This window comes from Bosea sp. 124 (assembly GCF_003046175.1).
Classification (GTDB): Bacteria; Pseudomonadota; Alphaproteobacteria; order Rhizobiales; family Beijerinckiaceae; genus Allobosea.
The window spans coordinates 4,211,064-4,233,090 of sequence record NZ_PZZM01000001.1 but is presented as its reverse complement, the minus strand read 5'-3'; the positions used below and the strand labels follow the sequence as shown (position 1 = coordinate 4,233,090).

27 protein-coding genes are annotated in these 22,027 nt (G+C 66.8%); 12 read left to right on the top strand and 15 right to left on the bottom strand.

Translation table 11 applies throughout. The features are described from left to right. The first annotated feature begins 2 nt into the window (after nt 1-2). Nucleotides 3-881, top strand: coding sequence for an HpcH/HpaI aldolase/citrate lyase family protein (locus tag C8D03_RS20115; RefSeq protein WP_108049086.1), 879 nt, complete (start codon nt 3-5; stop codon nt 879-881). 19 nt (nt 882-900) lie between these two features. Next, nucleotides 901-1,110, top strand: a complete 210-nt coding sequence (locus C8D03_RS20110) for a heavy-metal-associated domain-containing protein (RefSeq protein ID WP_108049084.1) — start codon at nt 901-903, stop codon at nt 1,108-1,110. A 15-nt stretch (nt 1,111-1,125) separates the two neighbouring features. On the opposite strand, the gene C8D03_RS20105 is transcribed toward C8D03_RS20110, so the two are convergent. Continuing rightward, nucleotides 1,126-1,731 carry a flavin reductase family protein gene (locus C8D03_RS20105; protein WP_108049082.1) on the bottom strand — a complete coding sequence of 202 codons (606 nt, stop codon included), beginning with the start codon at nt 1,729-1,731 and terminating at the stop codon, nt 1,126-1,128. 1 nt (nt 1,732) lies between these two features. Continuing rightward, the gene (locus C8D03_RS20100) at nt 1,733-2,302 is read right to left on the bottom strand and encodes a nitroreductase family protein (protein ID WP_108049079.1); all 570 of its coding nucleotides are present in this window, start codon (nt 2,300-2,302) and stop codon (nt 1,733-1,735) included. 220 nt (nt 2,303-2,522) lie between these two features. Here C8D03_RS20100 and C8D03_RS20095 point away from each other — a divergent pair, with 220 nt between their 5' ends. Beyond that, entirely contained in the window at nt 2,523-3,455 is a 933-nt protein-coding gene (locus C8D03_RS20095) for a hypothetical protein (RefSeq protein WP_108049077.1), read from the top strand. Nucleotides 3,456-3,492: 37 nt separating this feature from the next. Here the strand turns inward: C8D03_RS20095 and C8D03_RS20090 are convergent, their stop codons facing one another. The 5 genes from C8D03_RS20090 to thrS all read right to left on the bottom strand — a co-directional run bounded on the left by C8D03_RS20090 (nt 3,493) and on the right by thrS (nt 9,786). Beyond that, nucleotides 3,493-4,221 carry an SGNH/GDSL hydrolase family protein gene (locus C8D03_RS20090; RefSeq protein WP_108049075.1) on the bottom strand — a complete coding sequence of 243 codons (729 nt, stop codon included), beginning with the start codon at nt 4,219-4,221 and terminating at the stop codon, nt 3,493-3,495. 41 nt (nt 4,222-4,262) lie between these two features. Then, on the bottom strand, nt 4,263-5,471 hold the full coding sequence (locus tag C8D03_RS20085; protein ID WP_181301128.1) for an OpgC family protein: 1,209 nt from the start codon (nt 5,469-5,471) through the stop codon (nt 4,263-4,265). 270 nt (nt 5,472-5,741) lie between these two features. Then, the gene (locus tag C8D03_RS20080; RefSeq protein ID WP_248308546.1) at nt 5,742-6,359 is read right to left on the bottom strand and encodes a GDYXXLXY domain-containing protein; all 618 of its coding nucleotides are present in this window, start codon (nt 6,357-6,359) and stop codon (nt 5,742-5,744) included. Further along, nucleotides 6,359-7,645: a DUF2157 domain-containing protein gene (locus tag C8D03_RS20075; protein ID WP_108049068.1), complete on the bottom strand. Its 1,287-nt coding sequence runs from the start codon at nt 7,643-7,645 to the stop codon at nt 6,359-6,361. Before C8D03_RS20075 ends, C8D03_RS20080 begins: the two co-directional genes overlap by 1 nt. Nucleotides 7,646-7,785: 140 nt before the next feature. Further along, entirely contained in the window at nt 7,786-9,786 is a 2,001-nt protein-coding gene (thrS, locus tag C8D03_RS20070) for a threonine--tRNA ligase (RefSeq protein WP_108049066.1), read from the bottom strand. Between the two features lie 198 nt (nt 9,787-9,984). Here thrS and C8D03_RS26890 point away from each other — a divergent pair, with 198 nt between their 5' ends. Further along, nucleotides 9,985-10,317 (top strand): cysteine rich repeat-containing protein, encoded by a 333-nt coding sequence (locus C8D03_RS26890; protein WP_248308545.1) that lies wholly within the window; start codon nt 9,985-9,987, stop codon nt 10,315-10,317. Nucleotides 10,318-10,403: 86 nt separating this feature from the next. Here C8D03_RS26890 and C8D03_RS20060 read toward each other — a convergent pair whose 3' ends face one another. Next, the gene (locus C8D03_RS20060) at nt 10,404-10,907 is read right to left on the bottom strand and encodes a DUF6790 family protein (protein WP_108049064.1); all 504 of its coding nucleotides are present in this window, start codon (nt 10,905-10,907) and stop codon (nt 10,404-10,406) included. A gap of 185 nt (nt 10,908-11,092) precedes the next feature. After that, the gene (yidD, locus tag C8D03_RS20055) at nt 11,093-11,461 is read right to left on the bottom strand and encodes a membrane protein insertion efficiency factor YidD (RefSeq protein WP_108051845.1); all 369 of its coding nucleotides are present in this window, start codon (nt 11,459-11,461) and stop codon (nt 11,093-11,095) included. A gap of 34 nt (nt 11,462-11,495) precedes the next feature. Here yidD and C8D03_RS20050 point away from each other — a divergent pair, with 34 nt between their 5' ends. Next, nucleotides 11,496-12,245, top strand: a complete 750-nt coding sequence (locus C8D03_RS20050) for a phosphatase PAP2 family protein (RefSeq protein ID WP_108049061.1) — start codon at nt 11,496-11,498, stop codon at nt 12,243-12,245. A gap of 16 nt (nt 12,246-12,261) precedes the next feature. Here the strand turns inward: C8D03_RS20050 and C8D03_RS20045 are convergent, their stop codons facing one another. Then, the gene (locus C8D03_RS20045; protein ID WP_108049058.1) at nt 12,262-12,711 is read right to left on the bottom strand and encodes an iron-sulfur cluster assembly scaffold protein; all 450 of its coding nucleotides are present in this window, start codon (nt 12,709-12,711) and stop codon (nt 12,262-12,264) included. A 201-nt stretch (nt 12,712-12,912) separates the two neighbouring features. On the opposite strand from C8D03_RS20045, the gene folE reads away from it, so the two are divergent. The 3 genes from folE (at nt 12,913) to C8D03_RS20030 (ending at nt 15,284) form a co-directional block, all read left to right on the top strand. Further along, nucleotides 12,913-13,554: a GTP cyclohydrolase I FolE gene (folE, locus tag C8D03_RS20040; protein ID WP_108049056.1), complete on the top strand. Its 642-nt coding sequence runs from the start codon at nt 12,913-12,915 to the stop codon at nt 13,552-13,554. 92 nt (nt 13,555-13,646) lie between these two features. Continuing rightward, the gene (gene hisI / locus C8D03_RS20035; protein WP_108051844.1) at nt 13,647-14,051 is read left to right on the top strand and encodes a phosphoribosyl-AMP cyclohydrolase; all 405 of its coding nucleotides are present in this window, start codon (nt 13,647-13,649) and stop codon (nt 14,049-14,051) included. Between the two features lie 261 nt (nt 14,052-14,312). Beyond that, nucleotides 14,313-15,284: a patatin-like phospholipase family protein gene (locus tag C8D03_RS20030; RefSeq protein ID WP_248308544.1), complete on the top strand. Its 972-nt coding sequence runs from the start codon at nt 14,313-14,315 to the stop codon at nt 15,282-15,284. Between the two features lie 14 nt (nt 15,285-15,298). Here C8D03_RS20030 and C8D03_RS20025 read toward each other — a convergent pair whose 3' ends face one another. Both C8D03_RS20025 and C8D03_RS20020 read right to left on the bottom strand, forming a co-directional pair. Further along, entirely contained in the window at nt 15,299-15,730 is a 432-nt protein-coding gene (locus C8D03_RS20025) for a CBS domain-containing protein (protein WP_108049052.1), read from the bottom strand. A gap of 175 nt (nt 15,731-15,905) precedes the next feature. Continuing rightward, the gene (locus tag C8D03_RS20020) at nt 15,906-16,727 is read right to left on the bottom strand and encodes a rhomboid family intramembrane serine protease (RefSeq protein ID WP_108049050.1); all 822 of its coding nucleotides are present in this window, start codon (nt 16,725-16,727) and stop codon (nt 15,906-15,908) included. Between the two features lie 413 nt (nt 16,728-17,140). Between C8D03_RS20020 and C8D03_RS20015 the strand changes: the two genes are divergently transcribed. The 3 genes from C8D03_RS20015 (at nt 17,141) to C8D03_RS20005 (ending at nt 19,413) form a co-directional block, all read left to right on the top strand. Beyond that, nucleotides 17,141-17,713 carry a PAS domain-containing protein gene (locus tag C8D03_RS20015; protein ID WP_108049048.1) on the top strand — a complete coding sequence of 191 codons (573 nt, stop codon included), beginning with the start codon at nt 17,141-17,143 and terminating at the stop codon, nt 17,711-17,713. Nucleotides 17,714-17,774: 61 nt separating this feature from the next. Then, nucleotides 17,775-18,389 carry a PilZ domain-containing protein gene (locus C8D03_RS20010; protein ID WP_108049046.1) on the top strand — a complete coding sequence of 205 codons (615 nt, stop codon included), beginning with the start codon at nt 17,775-17,777 and terminating at the stop codon, nt 18,387-18,389. A 388-nt stretch (nt 18,390-18,777) separates the two neighbouring features. Continuing rightward, on the top strand, nt 18,778-19,413 hold the full coding sequence (locus C8D03_RS20005) for a transglutaminase-like cysteine peptidase (RefSeq protein WP_108049044.1): 636 nt from the start codon (nt 18,778-18,780) through the stop codon (nt 19,411-19,413). 186 nt (nt 19,414-19,599) lie between these two features. Here C8D03_RS20005 and C8D03_RS20000 read toward each other — a convergent pair whose 3' ends face one another. Both C8D03_RS20000 and C8D03_RS19995 read right to left on the bottom strand, forming a co-directional pair. Next, complete coding sequence (locus tag C8D03_RS20000) at nt 19,600-20,130, bottom strand: gamma carbonic anhydrase family protein (RefSeq protein WP_108049042.1); 531 nt, start codon at nt 20,128-20,130, stop codon at nt 19,600-19,602. A gap of 64 nt (nt 20,131-20,194) precedes the next feature. After that, the gene (locus tag C8D03_RS19995) at nt 20,195-20,521 is read right to left on the bottom strand and encodes a DUF6949 family protein (protein ID WP_108049040.1); all 327 of its coding nucleotides are present in this window, start codon (nt 20,519-20,521) and stop codon (nt 20,195-20,197) included. Nucleotides 20,522-20,678: 157 nt separating this feature from the next. On the opposite strand from C8D03_RS19995, the gene C8D03_RS19990 reads away from it, so the two are divergent. Next, complete coding sequence (locus C8D03_RS19990) at nt 20,679-21,452, top strand: hypothetical protein (RefSeq protein WP_108049038.1); 774 nt, start codon at nt 20,679-20,681, stop codon at nt 21,450-21,452. 134 nt (nt 21,453-21,586) lie between these two features. Here C8D03_RS19990 and C8D03_RS19985 read toward each other — a convergent pair whose 3' ends face one another. Beyond that, nucleotides 21,587-21,799 (bottom strand): DUF3126 family protein, encoded by a 213-nt coding sequence (locus tag C8D03_RS19985; protein WP_108049036.1) that lies wholly within the window; start codon nt 21,797-21,799, stop codon nt 21,587-21,589. Between the last annotated feature and the right edge of the window lie 228 nt (nt 21,800-22,027).

Here is a 22,027-nt window from a genome sequence, read left to right as displayed (position 1 = left end):
GCATGCGCTCGCTCCTCTTCGTCCCCGGCGACAGCCCCCGCAAGCAGCAGAAGGGCCTGGATAGCGGCGCGGACGCGCTGATCCTCGACCTTGAGGATTCCGTCGCACTCGACGGCAAGCCGCAGGCCCGCGAGATCACGCGCGCCTTCCTGGAGGCGGCCCGAACCCTGCCTCGCCGGCCGCGCCTGATCATCCGCGTCAACGCGCTCTCGACCGGACTGACGGAGGCCGATCTCGACGCGGTCATGCCCGGCGCACCCGATGCGATCATGCTGCCGAAATCGGAAGGCGGCATCGATGTCAGCCACCTCGCCGCCAAGATCGCCGTGCGCGAGGCCGAAAGCGACCTGCCGGACGGCGCAACCCGGATCATCCCGATCGCGACCGAGACCGGCAAGGGCATCTTCGGCCTCGGCAGCTATGCGGGAGCGACGCACCGGCTCGCAGCCCTGACCTGGGGCGCGGAGGACCTCTCCGCCGACCTCGGCGCCGAGACCAACCGGCTGGAGAGCGGCTCCTATACCGATCCCTACCGCCTCGCCCGCTCGCTGACGCTGTTTGCAGCCGCCTCCGCGCAGGTCGATGCGATCGACACCGTCTTCACCGCCTTTCGCGACGCTGAGGGCTTCCGCAGGGAGTGCCTCGCCTCGCGGCGGGACGGCTTCACCGGCAAGATGGCGATCCACCCGGACCAAGTCGCGCCCATCAACGAGATCTTCGCGCCCTCACCTGAGGCTCTCGCCCGGGCGGAAGCGATCATTGCACTGTTCGCCGCGAATCCCGGCGTCGGCGTGATCGGGCTGGATGGCGAAATGCTCGATCGTCCCCATCTGATCAGAGCGCAACGCGTCAAGGCGCGCGCTGACAAACTGGCTGAATGAACCGCTGGAGGCGATTCGAATGACGCGGGTTTTCGAGGTTTCAGGGATGCATTGCGGCGGCTGCCTGTCACGGGTCCAGCAAGCCGCCACCAGGCTCGCGCCCGGCACGACGGTGACGCTCGATCCGCCGCGCCTGACCCTGCCCGAAGACGCGGCGCTCGACGCCGCCGCCATCAACGCGGCACTCGCTCCGCTCGGCGATTATCGCGTGAAGACTGCGGCGGGCTGAGCCGACGAGACAGCCTCACCCGCCCGGCGGTCGCTGAATCGAGAACAGGTGGTCGACCTCGGCGTAATCGGCATAGCCGCAGCGCGCGACTGGATGAGCGGCAACCGTGTCGAAGCGGCCGTCGCGGATGAAGGCGTCGTCCATGAAGATGCCGACGACCTGCCCCAGCACCATCCAGCGGTCGACGGCCTGACCGTCAAGATCGACGAGTTGCTGCACCGAAAGCAGCTTGCATTCGAGTGCGGCCGGGCTGGCGGCAACGCGCGGCGGCCTGACGAACTGCGACGCCGCCATCTCGAGCCCGGCATGGCCGTATTCGCTGGTGCCGCGCGCCAGCGGCGCCGAGGTCTGGTTCATCTGTTGCAGAAGCGGCTTCGTCACCAGCGAGCAGGTGAATTCGCCGGTCTCCTCGATGAAGGCGATGGCGTCCTTCTTGCCCTCCGAGGAGAACATCACGATATGCGGCCGCGTCGAGACGGCGTTGAAGAAGCTGTAGGGCGAGAGATTGACCTCGCCCTTCGCGCTCATCGCCGTGATCCAGCCGATCGGCCGCGGCGTCACGATCGCCTTGAACGGATCATGCGGCAGGCCGTGATCCTGGAGGGCCGGCGAATAGATCATCTCAGGCTCCGAAATGGCTGACGATATCGGCGAGGACCGGCCGCTCGCGATCGGGAGGCACGGAGGTCGGCGTGCCGAGATGGATGAAGCCGGCCATGCGCTCGCTCGCCGACAGCCCGATGGCATCGAGCACGCTGCGGTCGAAGGAGAACCAGTTCGTCAGCCACGAGCCCCCGAAGCCCATCGCCTGCGCCGCGATGAGGAGATTCATGCAGACCGCGCCGGCCGAAAGCTGCTGCTCCCATTCCGGGATCTTCACATGCGGCGCCGCACGCGAGACCACGGCTACGATCACCGGCGCCTGCAGCAGGCGGTTGCGTTCGAACGCGACCTGCTCGGGCCGGGCATCGGGATTGCGCGCCTTGAAGGCCTGCGCCACCACCTCGGCCGCCTTGGCACGGCCCTCGCCCGAAAACACGATGAAGCGCCAGGGCATGAGCTTGCCATGGTCCGGCACGCGGGCCGCGATCGACAGCAGCGCATCGAGCTGGCCGGCATCGGGGCCCGGCGCGGTCAGGAATTGCGGCGGCACCGAGCGGCGCAGCTTGAGCAGGGAGAGCGTATCGGTCATGAAGCATCCGGATGCGAGGAACCCGTCCAGACCTAGAGCATGGCGCCAAAATGTGGGACCCGGTTTTTCGCCAAAGCCCTGCTCGCACCCTAGGTCGACGATCACGTTTTCGCATTTGGACGATTCTGTCCGAATGCGAAAACGTGATCTGGTGTCTCGCCATGATCAGGACAAGCCAGCCTGCTGAGACATGGGCGCAAGGGTACCAAGGGCTGTGAGCATGTTTGAACTGGATCGGTTCGAGAGAAGGGGACGGCTCGGCGCGGCCATGATCGCCGTCGCGCTTGCGCTCGCGCCGGTCCAGACCCAGGCCCAAGCCCAGATGCAGGCGCCCTCGCCGACCCGCGGAACGACAGGTGCAGCCGGCCTGCCGGTCGACACGGCGCAGGCGCCGGCCGGGCAGACGGCGCCGCTCACGCTGGCGGCGCAGTTCGCCGGCGACCGCAAGCCGATCCGCTCCGGCCTCGTCTGGCGCATCCTGAGCGAGACCGCCGACGGCTCGCCGCCGCGCATCGTGGCGCGCTCCTCCGAGGCCGAGCCGGTCTTCGCGCTCGAACCCGGGACCTATCTGCTGCACGCGGCCTATGGCTTTGCGAGCGGCACCAAGCGCATCACGCTCGGCCCGCAGGGGCTGCGCGACCAGATCAGCATCAGCGCCGGCGGCCTGTCACTCGGGGGCACCATCGGCGATGCGCCGATCGCGCCGGCCCAGCTCAGCTTCTCGGTCTTCGTGCCGTTGCAGGGCAACTCCGAGGGCCGCCTCGTCGTCGGCAACGCCAAGGGCGGCGAGCTCATCCGTCTGCCGGAGGGCACCTATCACGTCGTCTCGACCTATGGCGATTCCAACGCGATCCAGCGCGCCGACGTCAAGGTCGAGACCGGCAAGGTCACGGATGCGACGCTGCACCACCGCGCCGCTCGCGTGACCCTGAAGCTGGTCGCGGCCGCCGGCGGAGAGGCCTTCGCCGGCACCGCTTTCAGCGTGCTGACACCGGGCGGCGACGTCATCCGCGAGGCGATCGGCGCCTTCCCGCAGGTCATCCTGGCGGAGGGCGACTATGTCCTGATCGCCCGGCAGGAGGGGCAGGTGCATTCGCGCGACTTCAAGGTCGAATCCGGCCTGGATCGCGACATCGAGGTGCTGGCGCGCTGAGGTCGGTCAAAGCGGAGTGCATAACGGCCCGCCGGCTTCAATTCGTCGCCTTCGACCCGTCCGCCAGTTCCGGCTTGGCTCCGGTCAGCGCGCCGACGATACCGTCGGCGATGCGGATGGCGAGGCAGCGATAGCCTGCATCGACCATATGCGTCCCGTCCATCCCGACGAGTTCCTCGGAGGTGAAGCGCTTCGAGCGCGCCCAGTCCTTCATCATGCCGTAGCGCGGGAAGACCGAGACGCCATATTCGTCGGCTGCCTTCTTCAGCACGGCGCGATAGTCGTCATAGCGCGGATAGCGCCCCTCGCGTGGCAGCCATTGCAGGTCCATCATCACCATGTCGATGCTGGCGGCCTGGACCTTCCGGATGCCCTTGCGCAGGATCTTGGCGAGCTTGTCCTCGCCCATCTGACTGATCGCCTCGTTGACCACTGTCTGCCAGATCACCACCGAGGGCTTCTGCTCGATGACGTCGCCATCCATCCGCAACAGCATGTCATAGGCCGACTGGCCACCGACGCCCTTGTTGACGACGCGGACATCCGCGTTCGGCAGGCGCCGGCGCAGTTCCTCCTGCAAGACTGCGGGATAGCTGCGATCCTCGGCGCTGGCTCCGGAGCCGGCCGTGGTCGAGGAACCAAGTGCGACGATGGTGAGCTTGCCGGTCTCGCGCAACGCGGCCTTCGCGGCCGGCAGGACGGGCTGAAACGGATAGTGTGCCGCGCCGGAGCGGCAGCGCAGGTCGGCACTGCCAGCGAGCGCCATCGGACCGGCCGACGATGCCGCCCCTGCCCAAGCGAAAAGGCTCAGTGCAGCGACGCCGAGGCCCGCCGCGAGGGTGCGCGGGCGTCTGTCGCGCCGGAGAGCGTGATCGACTGATACCACGTCAGAAACATCCCTAGCCCAATCAGCAATGTAATCCCCACCAGGCAAACGAGCAACTGAGGCCCCAGCGCGAACCCGGTTTCGGCCATGACGATCTGGCCAATGATCGCCAGCACCGTGCCAGCGCAGAAGACATCGAGCGAATGGCGCCCGACCACGGCAAGCCCGCGGCCGATGGCCCTGCGCAACAGCCCCTCGCCTGCCGGCAGCCAGCGTATCGCAAGCCAGGCCAGCGCCAGGACATGGAGCAGGCGGCTCCAGGCCAGGTTTGTCTTGTCCGAACCGAGCTGCACCGAGTCGAACCACTCGTTCAGCATCGCGATCCCGAGCGGGTTTCCGAAGGACGTCTTGGCCACATAAGCCAGGACGAGGAACAGGATTGCCGCCGCGTCCAGCCAGAGCAGGCGCGGCGCGGCGATGCCACGGCGCGCCGCGCAACCGAGGATGATGCCGAGTGTGAAGACGACCTGCCAGGCGAAGGGATTGAAGAACCAGCCGGCCGCGTGAACGTTCGTGAAGTTCAGGCCAAGCGCGAGAGCAGCCTGCCAGACCGCCAGCGACACCACCAACGCGCCGGCGGGACTGATCCGAACCGCGAGAAAGATCAGCGGAAACAGCGCGAGCAAAACGATGTAGAGCGGCAGGATGTCGAGATAGGAGGGCTGGTAGCGCAATGTCAGCGCATCGACCAGCGCATCGAACGTGTCACGGAAGAAGGGCTGGATATTGATCGCTTCGACATAGAGCGGGTTCTGCGTCCGCGTCACCGCCGCCGCCACCACCCCGCAGACGATGATGAACACTGCGATATGCGCGATGTAGAGCGTCCAGACGCGCGCGCCGATCTTGAGCGCGCCGACCCCGAGCCCGCGCCGCTCGATCAGGCCGCCATAGGCCAGAGTCGCCGAGACGCCCGCGAGCAGCACGAAGGCATCGGCTGCGTCGGAAAAGCCGAAATTATGCGGCATATAGGCCGAAATCACGTTCCCCGGCATGTGATTGATGAAGATGATCAGCAGTGCCAGGCCCCGGATCACATCGATGCGCGCATCCCGCTCCAGCCGTGGCGGGGCGCCGTCCGGACCACGGCCCAGGAAGAGGAAGCGGGAAAGCGAATGGGCCTGCGTCACCAGCGGCATCCGGCAAGGGGTACGAGAACCAGGGAACATGAGCGTGGACAAAGAACGTGCCGCACCGGCGGCGGGTTCCCGATCATGAACGTTTGCCAACGCATTCGTTCATCTGCCGTTCATAAAACGAAGACCGCCCGCCGTCATCAAACTTCGCTTCACAAGCCTGTGTAGCGCTGTCGCCGGCGCAGGCCGACCCGCCTCGGAACCACAGGGGGCATCCCGGACAAGCCGTGCGATGACGAGGCTTCAGGAGATAAGCGGCCTGCCCTAGTAGGGCGGCTCGGCATAGACAAGCTTGCCGTCGATCAGCAATCGCTTGATCGCAGCCTCGCCTCCGGCTGAGACGGCGGCCACGACCTCGATCCGCGAACGCTGCGTGGTCTCGATCGCACGGCCCTCGCCTTGCGGCACGAAATAACTCTCCAGCCCGTAGGCGATCCGCAGGCGTCGACGGCCAGAGCCGCAATCGGCCTCCCCCGTTTCGTTCAGCGCGCAGGCTCCGGTCGACTGGACGCGTCCGGCGATCACCACATCGCTGCCCGTGACGGCCGGGCGCGTCCGCGCCACGGCACTTGCACGCGCGAAACCCTCGGAGTCAGGCGTCAGGGTGACGAAAACGGCGTCACCGCGCCGCAAGCCGCCGTCTCCGCCCGCAGGCCCCTCCACCGTGCTGATCGGATACGCCAGCACGACATAGTCGCCGCGAAACAGATCGCGTGGATCGACCGGAACCGTCTTGAGCCGCACCTCGGCGCCGCTGCGCAGGATGCCGGCCCGGCTTTCGACCATAGCGAGGAGGCCGCCCGTCAGAAGCAGCATCGCCGCGAGCACGCGCCAGAGCAGCGGCACGCGCGTCATGAATGCGTCGGCAGACGGAACGCGCATCACGCCACCTCCGCCGCCGGCCGCGAGAGCCGCGCGAACAGCCGCCGCGCCCCGCCCGCGAGCCCGAGCAGGACGACGCCTGCCACCAGGAAGAACAGCGACTGGTCGAGCAGCGTGCCGATCGTCTGCCAGAGCAGGATCAGGATCGCGAGGCCGAACATCCCGGAGCCCGCCAGCGTCAGACGCCGGACCCCGCCGGTGACGCCCGCGACGACCAGCGCGATCGCAGCCGACAGGACAAGACTGGCGACGATGACCTTGCCGGACAGACCAACGACGGCACCGCTCCAGAAGACCGGCGGCACCAGCAGCCCGAAGATCAGGGCCACGGCCAGCGGCCAGGCGAAGCGCTTCTCGCGCGACAGCGCAGCAAAGCCCGCGATCACCAGCAGGGCAATGGTATAGGCGGCATAGTTCAGCCAGATCGCCGTGCCCGCCCGTGACTCGCGCGCGTCGAGAATGCGGATCAGCTCGACGTCGAGGACGAGGAGGAGGCCGACCAGCCCCCAGGGCAGGCAGCAGGTCAGCAGGGCCGGCCCGCCGCGGTCGAGCGCCCAGCCACCGAGCGCGACATAGGTCGCGGAAACGGCCAGCGCGTAGGCAAGCAACCCGTAATCGAAGCGCCCGCTGATCCAGTCGCCGGGCACCAGAGCGAGCCAGAGCCCCAGCGCCAGCACGGCCAGATGATGAACCAGCCGGTTGCTGCGCGATAAAGCGAGCCACAGCGCCGGCAGATAGAGAAGGAAGAATGCGACATGCAGTGCGCCCTGGCTTTCCTGCCAGCGCCCGCCACTCCAGGCGCAGAGTGCCACGAAGGTGACGACGAGAGCCCCGTTCGAGCGCAGCAGCAAGGCGACGCTGAGCGCGCCGAGCGCGACCAGAAGCGCGCCGGCCGGCCAATCCGCCGGCAGATGATACATCTGGCCGATCAGCGCGATGCCGGCCGCGACGATCAGGACGCCGCAGGTCGCCGCCGCATCGGCACCGGAGGGCGAGCCCTTGCTCTCCAGCCGCCCGGCGACGCCCAGCGCCGTGACGACGCTGAGCAGGATCAGGGCCAGTTTGACGAGGCGCGGGATCGCCTCCCAGTTCGCCGCGACGAAGGCGGCGACGCTGGAGGCGATCAGGAGTCCTCCGAACAGTCCAAGCAGCGCCGGCAGCCGGAAACCGCCCTCACTGGCGACCGAACGGCGGATGGCACTGGCGGAGTCGGCGTTGAGCAAGCCCTCCCCGACCCAGCGCGTCAGATCGGCATCGAGCCGCTTGCGATAGGACCCCGTCAGCATGGGCGGCAATCTGGCATGAGGACGGGGCCTTTGGCGAGCGTCAGCAAGCGCGCGTCATTCTCGGGCGGAGCGAAGCGCAGACCCGGGAATCTCCTGCCGGAGATGCTCGGGTCAAACCCGCGCATGACGTCATTTTGCCTTCAACGCGCGGCCCGCACGGCCTTCACCCGCTTCAAATCCGGCGGCATCGCCTCGTCCAGCATGGCGTCCAGCATCGCGTCGAGCGACATCACCGTCTGTGCCTGGCTGCCGAGCCGGCGGATCGTCACGGTCCGCTCCTCCGCCTCGCGCTTGCCGACCGCCAGGATCACCGGGACCTTGGCCCGCGAATGCTCGCGCACCTTGTAGCTGATCTTCTCGTTGCGAAGATCGGCGCGCGCCCGAAGTCCCGCCGAAAGGCAGGCCATGGTGACGTCCTCGGCATAGGCATCGGCCTCCGACGTGATCGGGCAGACCAGGATCTGCTCCGGCGCGAGCCAGAGTGGAAAATGCCCGGCGAAGTTCTCGATCAGGATGCCGGTGAAGCGCTCCAGCGAGCCGCAGATCGCGCGGTGCACCATCACCGGCTGCTTCTTCTCGCCATCCGAGCCGATATAGAAGGCCCCGAACCGCTCCGGCAGGTTGAAATCGACCTGCGTCGTGCCGCATTGCCAGTCGCGGCCGATGGCGTCGCGCAGGACATATTCGAACTTCGGCCCGTAGAAGGCGCCCTCGCCCGGATTGATCTCGGTCTTGATCCGGTTGCCAGACTGCACCGCGATCGTCTCGAGTACCTTGGTCATCACCTCCTCGGCGTGGTCCCAGACCGCGTCGGAACCGACGCGCTTCTCGGGCCGGGTCGAGAGCTTGATGACCAGCTCCTCGGTGAAGCCGAAATCCTCGTAGACCGACAGGATCAGCTCGTTGATCATCAGGCACTCGGCAGCGAGCTGTTCCTCGGTGCAGAAGATGTGCGCGTCGTCCTGGGTGAAGCCGCGCACGCGCATCAGCCCGTGCAGCGCGCCCGAGGGCTCGTAGCGATGCACGTTGCCAAACTCGGCCAGCCGGATCGGCAGGTCGCGATAGCTCTTCAGGCCATGCTTGAAGATCTGGACATGGCCCGGGCAGTTCATCGGTTTCAGCGCGAAGACCTTCTGGTCCCGGTTGGGATCGTTGGGGTTCTCGAAGGCCGAGGCCGACTTCACCGCGAACATGTTGTCCTGGTACCAGCCCCAGTGGCCCGAGGTTTCCCAGAGCGACTTGTCCAGGATCTGCGGCGCATTGACTTCCTCGTAATCTGCGGCAAGGCGCCGGCGCATATAGGTCAAAATTTCCTGGAACAGGCGCCAGCCCTTGGAGTGCCAAAACACCACGCCCGGCCCCTCCTCCTGGAAGTGGAACAGGTTCATCTCGCGGCCGAGCTTGCGGTGGTCGCGCTTCTCCGCCTCCTCGATCTGCTTGAGATGGGCGTCGAGTTCCTCATGCTTGGCGAAGGCGGTGCCGTAGATGCGCGTCAGCATGGCGTTCTTGCTGTCGCCGCGCCAATAGGCACCGGCCACCTTCATCAGTTTGAAGGCGTTCCCAACCTTGCCGACCGAAGTCATGTGCGGGCCGCGGCAGAGATCGATCCAATCGCCCTGCGCATACATCTTCAGCGTCTGGTCGGCGGGGATCGCATCGACCAGCTCGACCTTGTAGGCCTCGCCCTTGCTGGCGAAGAAATCCTTGGCCTTGTCGCGGCTCCACTCTTCCTTGGTGAAGGGCGCGTCCCTGCCGATGATCTCACGCATCTTCTTCTCGATCGGCGCAAAATCCTCCGGAGTGAAGGGCTCGTTGCGCGCGAAATCATAGAAGAAGCCGCCCTCGATCACGGGACCGATGGTCACCTGCGTGCCCGGATAGAGCGCCTGCACGGCCTCGGCGAGGACGTGGGCACAGTCGTGCCGGATAAGTTCGAGCGCGCGCGCGTCGTCGCGCGTCAGGAACTCGATCCTGGAGTCCTTGCCGATCGGGTCGCCGAGATCGACGACGACACCGTCGAGCGCCATCGCGACGGTGCGCTTCAGGAGGGAGGGCGAGATGCCGCCAGCGATCTCCTTGCCGGTGATGCCGGAGGGGAATTCGCGCTTGGCGCCGTCGGGAAATGTCAGGGAGATCGTCATCGATCGCACTCCTGCTCACTCGGGGATACGAACCCCGTAAGTCAAGGCCGGATACAGGATTGGGCAAATACTCGGCTGAGCTTGCGCGGGGATGTCCGTATCCGGGTGAGGACACCGCCGAGACGCCCCGCCTATACGAGGCGGCGTCCGCAGGCAATCGCCTCACGACAAGTCACAACAGAACCTGTCGGTTTCGTCATGTTTTCCTCACCGCCCCGCAAGCTATCGCTGGCATTGATGCAGGTTGCCGCCACGCTGCAGCCTCAGGAGAACCACGCCGTGATCGGAGCCTTCACCAAGCCTCTCGCCAAGTCCCTCGCCCTGTCATTCGCCCTCGCCTTCGCTGCGCAGCCGCTCCTGGCACAGGATCGCGCCACGCTGCGCGACGCCTGCGCCAAGGACATCGCCACCCTCTGCCCCGGCGTACAGCCCGGCGGCGGCCGGATCGCAGCCTGTTTCAAGGAAAACGCTTCGAAGCTCTCCGAAGGCTGCCGCATGGTGTTGAAGGCCAACGCGAGCGCCGCGGATTAGGTGTTCAATACCGGCATCCGGATCGCAACCGCATCAAGCTGTGGCGGTGGTGACGACAGCCACCAACCGCACGGCGCCGCCGCATCTCAACGCTCTCGGCGCAACAGGCCCTCGAGGCCGCCACTGCGGTAATACGCGTAGAGCAATCCGAGCAGCCACAATGGGATCAACGTGTCGGTAAATGCCGGCATGAGGTTGTATGGAGCGAAATCACCCGCGACGATCAACTGGCGCACATGCCCGTAGGCTGCGCCAAGCAAGAAGAACGACCAGCCGAGCGCGGTCGCCAGCCAGAAGCCGCCGCCGATGAAGACGCATAGAAAGCCGAGGATGCCCCAGGCGCCGTCGTGCAGCCCGACCTCGAATTGAAAAGGATTGCCCGGTGGCCAGCCAATCAGCTTTGCTGCCGCGTCGGCGAAGAAGACGTGCGGGATGAATCCGAAGACGAAGCCGACGGCACCGACGTCGAAAACGAATGCGTAGACGAGGAGCAGGCGCAGGACATTGCGTTTGGTCCAGGGCCCTTTGGTGAAGGCCAGATGCAGCAATGGCAGCAGCACGCCCAAAAGCATCATGACGACGTTGACCATGCGTTCCCCCGTCCGCAGCGGTAGCATGGAAAACAACATGAAATCGAGACGTTATCAACGTATGCTGAGCGTTTTGACGTGCGCTGACAGTGCCGAAGTCACGCCATCCTTTGTGGTGCGGTGACACGACAAGCTCGCCTCCAGCGTCCTCGACGTCGTGCCACTCGCAACGACCGGCATCTGGATCAGCTTGGTCCACACGGGCCCGTCTCCTCCGGCGCGTTCACCCCACGCCAGCGACCATAGGACCAGGGCCTGTACCAGTTCGCTCCGGGCGGCAGTTCCTCGCAGACGAGGTCGATGCCGCTCGTGCCCAGGGGCGTGCAGCGGCAGATCCGGGCGACGCCGACCCAGCCGCCGCGCCACAGGCCGAAGCGCTGGATCGCCTCGTCGGTATAGGACGAACAGCTCGGCCAATGCCGGCAATGCCGCCCGACAAGCATCGACAGGCTGAGCTGATAACCGCGGATCGCCCAATGGGCGCCGCGCCGCGGCGCCCGCTTTAAACGCGCCGCCTGCGCAAAAAGACGTGACAAGCTGCGCTGCGATGCCATTTCATCGCGCTCGTCACCAGAGCCGAGATTCGCCATGCATCGCCCCGTTTCGCGACCGATCCCGTTCCGCCATCGCACGGCCGCCGCGCTGTGCCTCGCGGCGGCCGTTCTGTGGTCGCCCGTTCCCGCGAGCGCCCAGCAGCGCGCCAATCTGCTTTGGCTCGAGCCGGGCAAGGTCGACATCGCGCGGATAATCGGCCTGCCGCCGGCGATGAACTCGCCCGAGCAGAAGCGCGAATTCGACGAGGTTCTCCAGATTACCCTGAGCCGGACGCCCGAGCGCGAGAAGGCCGCGATCGCGGATCAGTATCAGACGCTCGCCCGTTTCCTCGAAGGCGCCAACATTCCCTTCGCCGGCAACGAGCATCGCGAGGTCCGCCTGCTGTTCCGCGAGGCCCAGGTCGAGCTTGGGATCGTGCTCCTCGGCGTGCGCCGCCTGACCAGCCGGCAGCGGCCCTTCACTGTCTGGAACAGGGTCCGGGTCAAGCCCTGCCCGGGCGGGCGCCCGGACGGCACCTCCTTCCCGGCCGGCCATGCGGCGACGGCTGCCCTCTATGCCGAACTCCTGACGGTGGCCGCGCCGGAACTCGCCGCGAAATTCGAGGAGCGGGTGACCGACTACAATGAGAGCCGCCTCGTCTGCGGCTTCCATTACCGCAGCGATCTCGCGGCCGGTGACAAGGCCGGCCGGGCCGTCGCCAAGGCGCTCCTCGCCGAACGTGCCTTCCGCTCCCGCTTCGACGAGACGAAGGCCGAGATCAGGCTGGCCCTCGGCCTCAAATAAACCCCGCCGACGAGCTTCACGCGACGGCTTGCCCGCCGCGCTTCTGCTCGATCTGCCCGATCGCATCGACCACGGCATCGAAGGTCAGCATCGTCGAGGCATGGCGCGCCTTGTAGTCGCGCACCGGCACCAGCACGGAGAGATCGGCCCATTTGCCCTGCGGTGGCTCGGCGTTCTCCTTCAGGATGGCACGCGCCTGGTCGCGGACGCGGCGCAACTCCTCCGCGGTCGAGCCCACGACATGGCGCGCCATGATCGAGGACGAGGCCTGACCGAGGGCGCAGGCCTTCACATCATGTCCGAAGCCGGTGACGACATCGCCATCCATGGTGACATCGACTGTCACGGTCGAGCCGCATAGTCGCGAATGGGCCTTGGCGGTCGCATCGGGAGCGGGCAGCCGTTCCAGCAGCGGTATGTTGGCCGCGAGTTCGAGGATGCGCTTGTTGTAAACGTCGCTCAGCATGTCGTGCTCTCCACCGGCCTTGGAGTGACCGGCGCTCGTCACCAATATAGGGTGCAAGGCAATATAGGATGGAAGGCGGGCCGGCGGGAGGGCATTCGCCATCGCTGGCTCTCGGAAGGGAAACTTGTCGCAGCGTCCGTGCCGCCTGATCCAGGTCCGCCAGGGCAGCGTATGACGCATCACCATAACGGGAGGCACCACATGAACCCTGTGGTTAAGTCCTTGTCCGTCGAGCGGGCGCTCAGCCCCTCCGCAGACAAGTTTCTGATCAAGCAGCCGACGCAGGAGCAGGCCGAGGAGGCCATCCGCACGCTGATCCTCTGGGCCGGCGACGACCCGTCGCGCGAGGGCCTGCTGGAAACGCCGCGCCGCGTCGCCAAGGCCTACAAGGAATTCTACAGAGGCTATGGCGAGGACCCGGACGACATCCTCGACCGCGTCTTCGAGGAGGTCGAGGACTATCGCGACATGGTCCTGGTCCGCGACATCCCGTTCTATTCGCATTGCGAGCACCACATGGTGCCCTTCGTCGGCAAGGCCCATATCGGCTATTACCCGTCGAAGGGCGTCGTCGGGCTCTCCAAACTCGCCCGCATCGTCGATGTCTACGCCCGCCGCCTGCAGACGCAGGAGACGATGACCGCGCAGATCGCCAAGGTCATCGAGCGGGCGCTGAAGCCGCGCGGCGTCGCGGTGCTGATCGAGGCCGAGCATATGTGCATGTCGATGCGCGGCGTGCAGAAGCAGGGCTCCTCGACCATGACCACGCAGTACACCGGCCTGTTCAGCGACCCTGCCGAGCAGGTCCGCTTCTTCACCATGGTGAAATCCCCCGGGCTTTGAGCAGGCCGGCGGCGTTGAGCGGGTCTGTGGATGACCTGAGCTGCCCGGCGCGAAAGCCATCCCGTATTGCCTTGATCGTTCCGGAGCCTTTCATGTCGTCCTTCCCCACCGCGCCGGACAAACAGGCCCTCGAGGAGGGCAGCGTCCTCAGCCCGCGCTTCGATGCCAACGGCCTCGTCACCTGCGTCACGACCGATGCCGCAACCGGCGAATTGCTGATGGTGGCGCATATGAACGCCGAGGCGCTCGCGCGCTCGATCGAGACCGGCGAGGCCTGGTACTGGTCGCGCTCGCGGGCCGAACTCTGGCACAAGGGCGCGACCTCGGGGCAGGTCCAGACCATCGTCGAGATGCGCGTCGATTGCGATCAGGACGCGCTCTGGCTGAAGGTGAATGTCGCGGGCGATGGCGGCTGCTGCCACACCGGCCGCCGCTCCTGCTTCTACCGGCTCAAGCCGCTGCGCGGGGATGCCGCCGGGCCCCTCGCCTTCGCCTGAGCGAAGCCGCCGCTCCTGGCGATCGATGTCACCCAGCTTTCATGGTCCCGTCGGAAGCTGCGGATATCCGCAGGCCTGGGCACGTGGTGACGATTTGCTCATCGATGCCTGCGATGCTTCGACCTCCCCCGGAGGGACAGATCCATGTTCTGGGATGATGTCGCGCGGCGAGCCTTTGGACTTGGCGGAGGTGGACTTGGCGGAGGTGAACTTGGCGGAGACGGACTTGGCCGAGGCGGATTGGGCGGAGGCGGAACGCCGATGAACGAGCTGAGCGTCGACGCGGACGCCCCGAACGGCCGGCCGAAGATCGGGCTTGCCCTGGGCGGCGGCGCGGCCCGCGGCTGGGCCCATATCGGCGTGCTGGAGGTCCTGCACGAGGCCGGCTTCAAGCCGGACGTCATCGCCGGAACCTCGATCGGCGCCGTGGTCGGCGGCTGCTTTGCTGCCGGCAAGCTCGGCGAACTCACCGAATTCGCCATGAGTCTGACCAAGCGCCGTGTCGTCGGCCTGATGGATTTCCATATCGGCGGCGCCGGCCTGATCGGCGGCGGCCGGCTCAAGCGCCTGCTGGAGCGCGACCTTACCGGCGAGCGCATCGAGACGCTGCCGATACGCTTCGTCGCGATCGCGACCGAACTTGGCACGGGCCACGAAATCTGGCTGACCCAGGGCCCGCTGGTCGAGGCGCTGGGCGCGTCCTATGCGCTGCCGGGCGTGTTCGACCCCGTCAAGCTCGGCGGGCGCTGGCTGATGGACGGTGCTCTGGTCAATCCGGTTCCCGTCACGGCGGCGCGGGCGCTCGGCGCCGACGTCGTGATCTGCGTCAACCTGAACAGCGACCTGACCGGACGCGGCACCACGATCCAGAACCACAACGCCGAGCCCGACCCCGAAATTGTGCCCGAGCTCGACCTGCGCCCGACCTCGCGCTGGCTCGGCGGCATCACCGGCGCGGCGCGGCGCGTTCGCGGCCTTGTCGGCCGGCCGAGCGAGGACCGGCCGGGCCTGGCCGGCGTGATGATCGACGCCTTCAACATCACCCAGGACCGGATTTCACGCTCGCGCCTCGCCGGCGATCCGCCGGACGTCATGATCGGCCCGAAGCTCGGCCGCATGGGGCTGTTCGACTTCCACCGCGCCGAGGAGACGATCGAATTCGGCCGCCAGGCGACACGCCGGATGCTCGACGACATCGACGCCGCCATCGCCGGCAGCCGCCTCTCCGTCTGACGCGCCGGCGCCGCTCAGGCCATCGCGATATAGTCGCGCATCGCCCGGCTCTCGGCCTCGATAGCAGCGACGCGGTACTTCACCACATCGCCGATCGAAACGATGCCGGTGACCCGGCCGTTCTCGAGCACCGGCACATGGCGGAAACGCCCGGAGGTCATGATCTCCATCAACTCGTCGACGCTGGTCTGAGAGCGGCAGGTCACGACCTTCGCCGTCATCGCCCGCGAAACCGGGCTCTCGAGGGCAGCAGCGCCGCTCTCGCCCAGAGCCCGGATGATATCGCGCTCGGACAGGATCCCGACCAGCGCGCCATCCGCCCCCATCACGACCACGGCACCGATGCGCCGTTCGCTGAGCGTGCGCACCGCCTCGCCGAGGGTGCGATGCGGCTGCACCGAGATCACCTCATGGCCCTTGCCGCCCAGTAGCTGCTCGACATTCATGGCATCGTCCTCCTTGCGGTGGCGCCGTTGTCCGACGCGCGGGATCGGTCCGGTCCCTGCTGCCGCCGACGATGATCACCTGCCGGGAAGGCCTCGGGAACGCTGCGAATGTTGCGAGTGTGAGCGAAGAGCATGGCGCAGGCAAGACAAGGCTTGCGCCCGTCGCGGCTTGTCTTCAGCGGCGCAGCGCGCCCTTGTCGAGCAGCGGGAACAGCATCAGCCCGACGAGGAACCCGCCGATATGCGCCTCCCAGGCGATGCTGGTCTCCTCGCCGAGAATCGGCACCAGCCCAGCCCCGAACAGGATGTTCGTCACGAACCAGATCCCGATGAACAGCAGCGCGCGCGAATTGCGCCAGAGCTGGCCCATCGGCTCCGCCGGAATCGCCCGCACGACGGCGTCGTCGGCCAGCGAGCCGAACCGCAGCCCCGGCGCGAAGACGAATCGGATCGCAGCCGCGGTCGCGCCCGAGACCGCGGCCGACGCCCCGACCAGCGGCAGCACGTCGAGTTCCCGCGAGAACCAGTGCAGCAGCGCCCCGCCGATGGTTGAGAGCCCCATCAGCGTGAGGAACGGCCCGGTGCCGAGCCGGCGCGCCACCGGGCTGCCGAAGGCGGCGAGCCAGACGAGATTTGTGACCAGATGCAGCCAGGAGCCATGCAGCAGCCCATAGCTCAGCAGCGTCCAGAGCCGGGGGCCACCATCGGCCAGCAGCATCCGGACGAGTTGCAGCCGGTCCGCCAGATCCTGGCCCGGGATCGCCGTCGCCATGGCGTTCAACATTTCGTCGACGCGGTCCGGCGCGAGCCAGAGGCTGAGTCGCGCCGGCACGAAGGCCAGCCACGCCATCAAGGCATAGTCGTCATAGGCCGACAGCAGCGATCGGCCGGCCTGGATCAGTCCGAGCAGAACTGTCAGCCAGACGATCACGGTCGGCAGGTTGAGGATGGGTTCGCGCCGGGGCGGCGGGCTGTGGCCGGGAGGGGTATAGGACATGTCCGGCAACCCTTGCCGAACCCGGCGCCGGTGGCAAGCGACCGCAACGGCCGGGAGTCGCGAAAAAGGGGGGCGGCCTCGTGGCGCCCCCCTCTTCCCGGCTGTGCGGGCGTTCCGATACGCAACCTGGAACGCCGCGGTCACATCCCCGCCGGCCCCTCCGGATGCGGGCGCGAGACCCGCAAATCACAGACAATTTGATAAGCATTTTAACCGGTTATCCACAATCTCAACCCTTCGTTAACCCTAACGCGCCGTTCACCCGGCCAGGCAGGGGTGAGCATGGCAAGACGGCATGCCGCCTGCGTCCTTCCTTCCGAGAAGGACCGATTCGTCTCTCCTCCTGACGTTTCTGCGCCAACGCGGGACACAGGATTCGGCGGAAGGCGGCGGCCGGCAGATTGGGTACCGGAATGAAGAACACGAGCACGCGCCTGGTTTTCGAGTACTGGGACGCTCTGCGCGGCGAGCGGGCAGCCCCCGAGCGCGGCGAGATCGAGCCAGGCGCGCTACGCCACGCATTGGCGGACACCTTCGTGCTGGAGAATGAACCCGTCGGACCTGTCTTCAGGCTTGCGGGAACGCGGCTTTGCGCGCTGTTCGGCCAGGAATTGCGGGGCCGCCCCTTTGCGGCGCTCTGGCCCGAGGTCGAAGCGCAGGCGGAGATGCGCCGCCTGACCCGCACGGTGATGGACGAGACCGCAGGTGCGGTCGCCGGTCTGGCCGCCGAGACGCTCACCGGCGCACCGGTCTATCTTGAGTTGCTTCTGCTGCCGCTGCGCTATCGCGGCCGCACTCATGCGCGCATGCTCGGAGCCATGTCGGCGGCGACCACGCCGGAATGGCTCGGCCTCGACACGCTGCATTCGATGCGGATGATCTCGCTGCGCATGCTCTGGCCCGGCGTCGGCCTGCGCCAGCAACCCCAGCCCCCGAAGCGTTCGCAGCCGCCGAAATTCATGGTCCTGCCAGGAGGCCGGGCCTGAGCGACTAACCATGCATTAACCCACACGCCTATAGGATCGGCCGAAATCAGGCTGACCCTCGATGTTGAGCGCCCTACAACCGCCCCGGACGGCCACACGCCCTGTCGAGCGCAGGCGTCATCATCGTATGAAGGTCGTCCTGTTGGGCCGCTACATGCTGCCCAACCGCATGGAATATCCCTGCCAGACCATCGATATCTCACCCGGCGGCCTCCATCTCGCCGCGCCGGCCCGCGCCAATCCGGGCGATCGCGTCATCGTCTATCTCGAACATCTCGGCCGCATCGAAGGCACCTGCGTGCGCACGACGATGGAAGGCTTCGCGATGACGATCACCGCGACCAGCCGCAAGCGCGAGAAATTCACCGCCCAGTTGACCTGGCTCGCCAACCGCGAGGAACTCGGCCTTCCCGAAGACCGTCGCCACGAGCGGATCGTCCCGCGCAATCCGCGCGCGGTCGTGACGATGGACGACGGAACAGAGCATGTCGTGCGCATCGTCGACATTTCGCTGTCCGGCACGGCCTTCACCACCGATCTCGACCTGCCGATGAACACGCCGCTGCGCATCGGCTCGACGCCGGCCAAAATCGTGCGCCGTTTCGACGGTGGCTATGCGGCCGAGTTCCGCTTCCCGCTCTCGGCCGATCTCCTCGACGAGAACCTGGAACTCTGAGCCGACCCGGCGAGGGCTATAGCCCCGCCCCCGCTCATGCCCCGACAGCAGCGACAAGCCGCCCGTCCTGAGGCTTGATCCCGGCCGGGCTTCCGCCACCAATCGTCTCTCCACAGCCCGATCCGCTCCGAGCCCGGCGGCTGCCGGGCTGTCGGCGCCCGCACCTTTCACGCAAGGCGTGAGTGAAACGGCTCGGCCGCCCGCGCAGCCACAGTTAACGAAACCTGAAAGCAGCGCTACCATTTGTTACCACCGCGTTTTCCGGCGGTTTATACTAAGATTTGTTCGCGGCATTGTCTGGCGAATTCAATACAATTGTTCGTTTCCATTTCAAACCAAATCCATGCGCTGACGGCATCGTCCACCCCAGGGACAGAAAGGGGACGACATGCTTTCAAACCACCGCAGCTTCATGGGCCCGGTACTGGCGATTCTGCTGGCTGCCGGCGGTGCCTCCGCCGCCCAGGCGCAGCAGGGCAGCGCCGGCATTCCCGTCGCCAGCGCCCCGGCCGATGCCTCGGGCGATGCGCGGGCACCCTATGCCTGGACCGACCTGTGCAAGCGCAGCCCGGCCGAATGCCGCGTCAATATCGGCGAACCCGAGCGCGTCGAGATGACGCCGAAGCTCTGGAAGACCATCGTGGCGCTCAACTCCCGCATCAACCGCGAAATCGAGGCCGTCACCGACGAGGACCACTGGGGTGTCGTCGACCGCTGGGATCTGCCGGAGGATGGCAAGGGCGATTGCGAGGACTTCGCGCTGCTGAAGCGCAAGCGCCTCGCCGAAACCGGCGTGTCGCGCCGCGCCATGCTGATGACGGTCGTGATCGACGAGGAGAATGCCGGCCACGCCGTGCTGATGGTCCGCACCGATCGCGGCGACTTCATCCTCGACAACAAGCGTAACGCCGTCCTGCCCTGGAACCAGACCGGTTACGTCTACGTCAAGCGCGAGTCGCAGATGCGCACCGGCTGGACCTCGCTGGGCGGCGCCCAGACATCGACGGTCGCCTCGGTCCGCTAAAGCGAAGGACGACATCGCGGTCGCCCGTCGAGGCGGCCGCCGAACGAGATCGGGAGCGGGCCTTGCCCTCTCCGGATGGACGGCGAGACTTGGTCACGTCCCCACCCACCCGTCCCCAGGCCGGGTTTCGCCACAGGGCCGGCTCCTCTCCCCGGGGGGCCGGCCCGCTGGTTTCAGGGTGGCCTTTCAGTCGAGACGGACCATGCCGGCAGCAAACTGCTTCCAGCGCGCGGCATAGCCCCGCGCCGAGGCCGTGATACCGGCAGCGGCCTTCTCGTCGAGCGTGCGGATCGCGCGCGCCGGCGAACCGACGATCAGCGAATTGTCGGGAAATTCCTTGCCCTCGGTCACCAGCGCATTGGCGCCGACAAGGCTGTTGCGGCCGATCTTCGCACCGTTCAGCACCGTCGCGCCCATGCCGACCAGGCTGTTCTCGCCGATGATGCAGCCATGCAGGATGGCGCGATGGCCGATCGTGCAGCCCTCCCCGACCACCAGCGGCGAGCCCATGTCGGTGTGCAGCACGCAGCCTTCCTGGATGTTGCTGCCGGCGCGGATCTCGATCCACTCATTGTCGCCGCGCAGCACCGCGCCGAACCAGATCCCGACGTCAGTGCCGATCCGGACCTTGCCGATCAGATGGGCATCGGGGGCCAGCCACCATTGCCCGACCGGCGGCGTCTCGGGCTTCAGTCCATCGAGCGAGTAGAGTGGCATGGTCGGCATCCTTCCGGGGCGCGCGCACGGGCCGGACAGGAGTGACCGCCTCGCGCAGCCGGCGTCAAGAGCCGAGCATGTGCAGCAGATCGAGCACGATCCGGCCGCAGGCGATGCTCCAGACCGAGGCGATCATGCTGGCCAGCATCACGAACATGAAGGGCCGGCCCTCGATCCGGCGGCCCCGCACCGTGTTGCGCACGATCAGGAAGGGCGCGCTGAAGACCACGACCGGAACACTCGCCACCGCAAACAGCCCACCCGCCTGAAGCAGCCGGAAATCGGCCCGCTGCGTCGTGAACAGTTCGAAGGCGCTGGCGAGCAGACCCGCAAAGGCGAAGCCGATGATCAGCGATTGAAGCGCCTCGAGCGCAGCTGGTTCGATTGTCAACGACGTCAGGCTCCAGCGGGGCTACACCGCCGGACCCTGCCGCATGGTTTACGAAGTGTGAAGGAAAGCCTGAAGCAATGGTTAACGTCGCCGGGCCGCCACGCACCCGCATGGTTTACGGGCCGTTAACGCTGCGGTGGTTCATTGCAGCAGGAGCATGACCGAAGGCGCCGACGTGACCGCATACCATCCCCAGGACTTGGCTGCCGATGAAGGCCTGCCCTCGCATCAGGGGGTGCACGCCCATCACGCCGCGGGACTTGCGAGCATGGTCCGCTCGCGGCTGAAACGCCCGCCCCCGCCGCTGCCCCGCGCTGATGCGGCGCTGCTCAAAGCCGCCTGTGCGATCATGCTGGCCGGCGCGCTCGCCATGGGCATGGCGCTCTATCTGACCACCCGCCACGACGAGAACGAGCCCGTCGCCCAGCCGGCCCGGATCGGCACGATCGCGCTGATGGTGCCTCAAAATCTGACCGGGGCGGAAGCCGACGACTCCAGCCGGCTGGTCGGCATGGTCAGGCTCCGGCTGGACTGGCCGAGCCTCGGCCCGGCGCAGCCCCAGAACCGCCAGCGGCTGCTCGTCACGCTGAGCCCGCAGGACAAGGTCAACGAGCCGCAGACCCAGTTGTCCGTCTATGCCCGCTTCCTGACCCCGACGGTCTGGTCGAATCCCGGTGGGCTCGTCGTGCGCGGCTTCCGCAAGGGCTCGCCCTATGAAGGCGACGAGCTTTATGTCTCGGTGCCGGACGGGCGCGGCTTTGCCGCACGCTGCCCTCTCGACAATGCAAGGCCCGATCTCGACGAGCCCTGCCGGGTCACGTTCCGGCATCGCGGCATGGATGTGAACATCCGCTTCCCGCGCGCCATCATCGCCGATTGGGAGCTGATGCTCGGCGGCGTTCGCCACACCATCGACGGCATGATGCGCTGAGACGGTTACGCGCCGGGATTTCGCCAGGGCGAGTCGGCTGGGGTGGCCGGCGAGAACCGGCGCGCAGCGGACTGATGTCCGTGAGCACCGGAGGCGCAGGCGGTCGCGTCAGACGGCCGCCCTCGCGAAATCTCTCAGTCTTCCAGGTCGACGTCGAGGATCGCCATGGTGAAATTGAACGAGCGGTCGCCGTCCTCGTCGTCGACATGGATGATGCCGATGAACTCCTCGGCCAGATAGACCTCGGCCGAATCGTTCTTCTTCATCCGCGCGCGAACGCTGATGGAATGGTTGGCGAAGGTGCGTCGCAGATAACCTTCGAGCTTGGCGAGTTCTGTCTTGTCCACGGGACGGGTCCTTTCGAATTGGCCGGACGGATGCCATGACGCGCCGGTGAGGGCAAGCGAAAGCGGTCCCGGGCATGTCCCCGGTGGTGGCAGCACCACCTGGAAATCGCCCCCGGGAAAAGCCTCTTCCCCGGCGCAGGCCCTTCCCCGCATTGAAATATCGCTCGGCAGGAGCGAGCCTGCTGCGCTATCGTTCTTGCCGGAACCCGGCGAAACATCCCCGCCGGG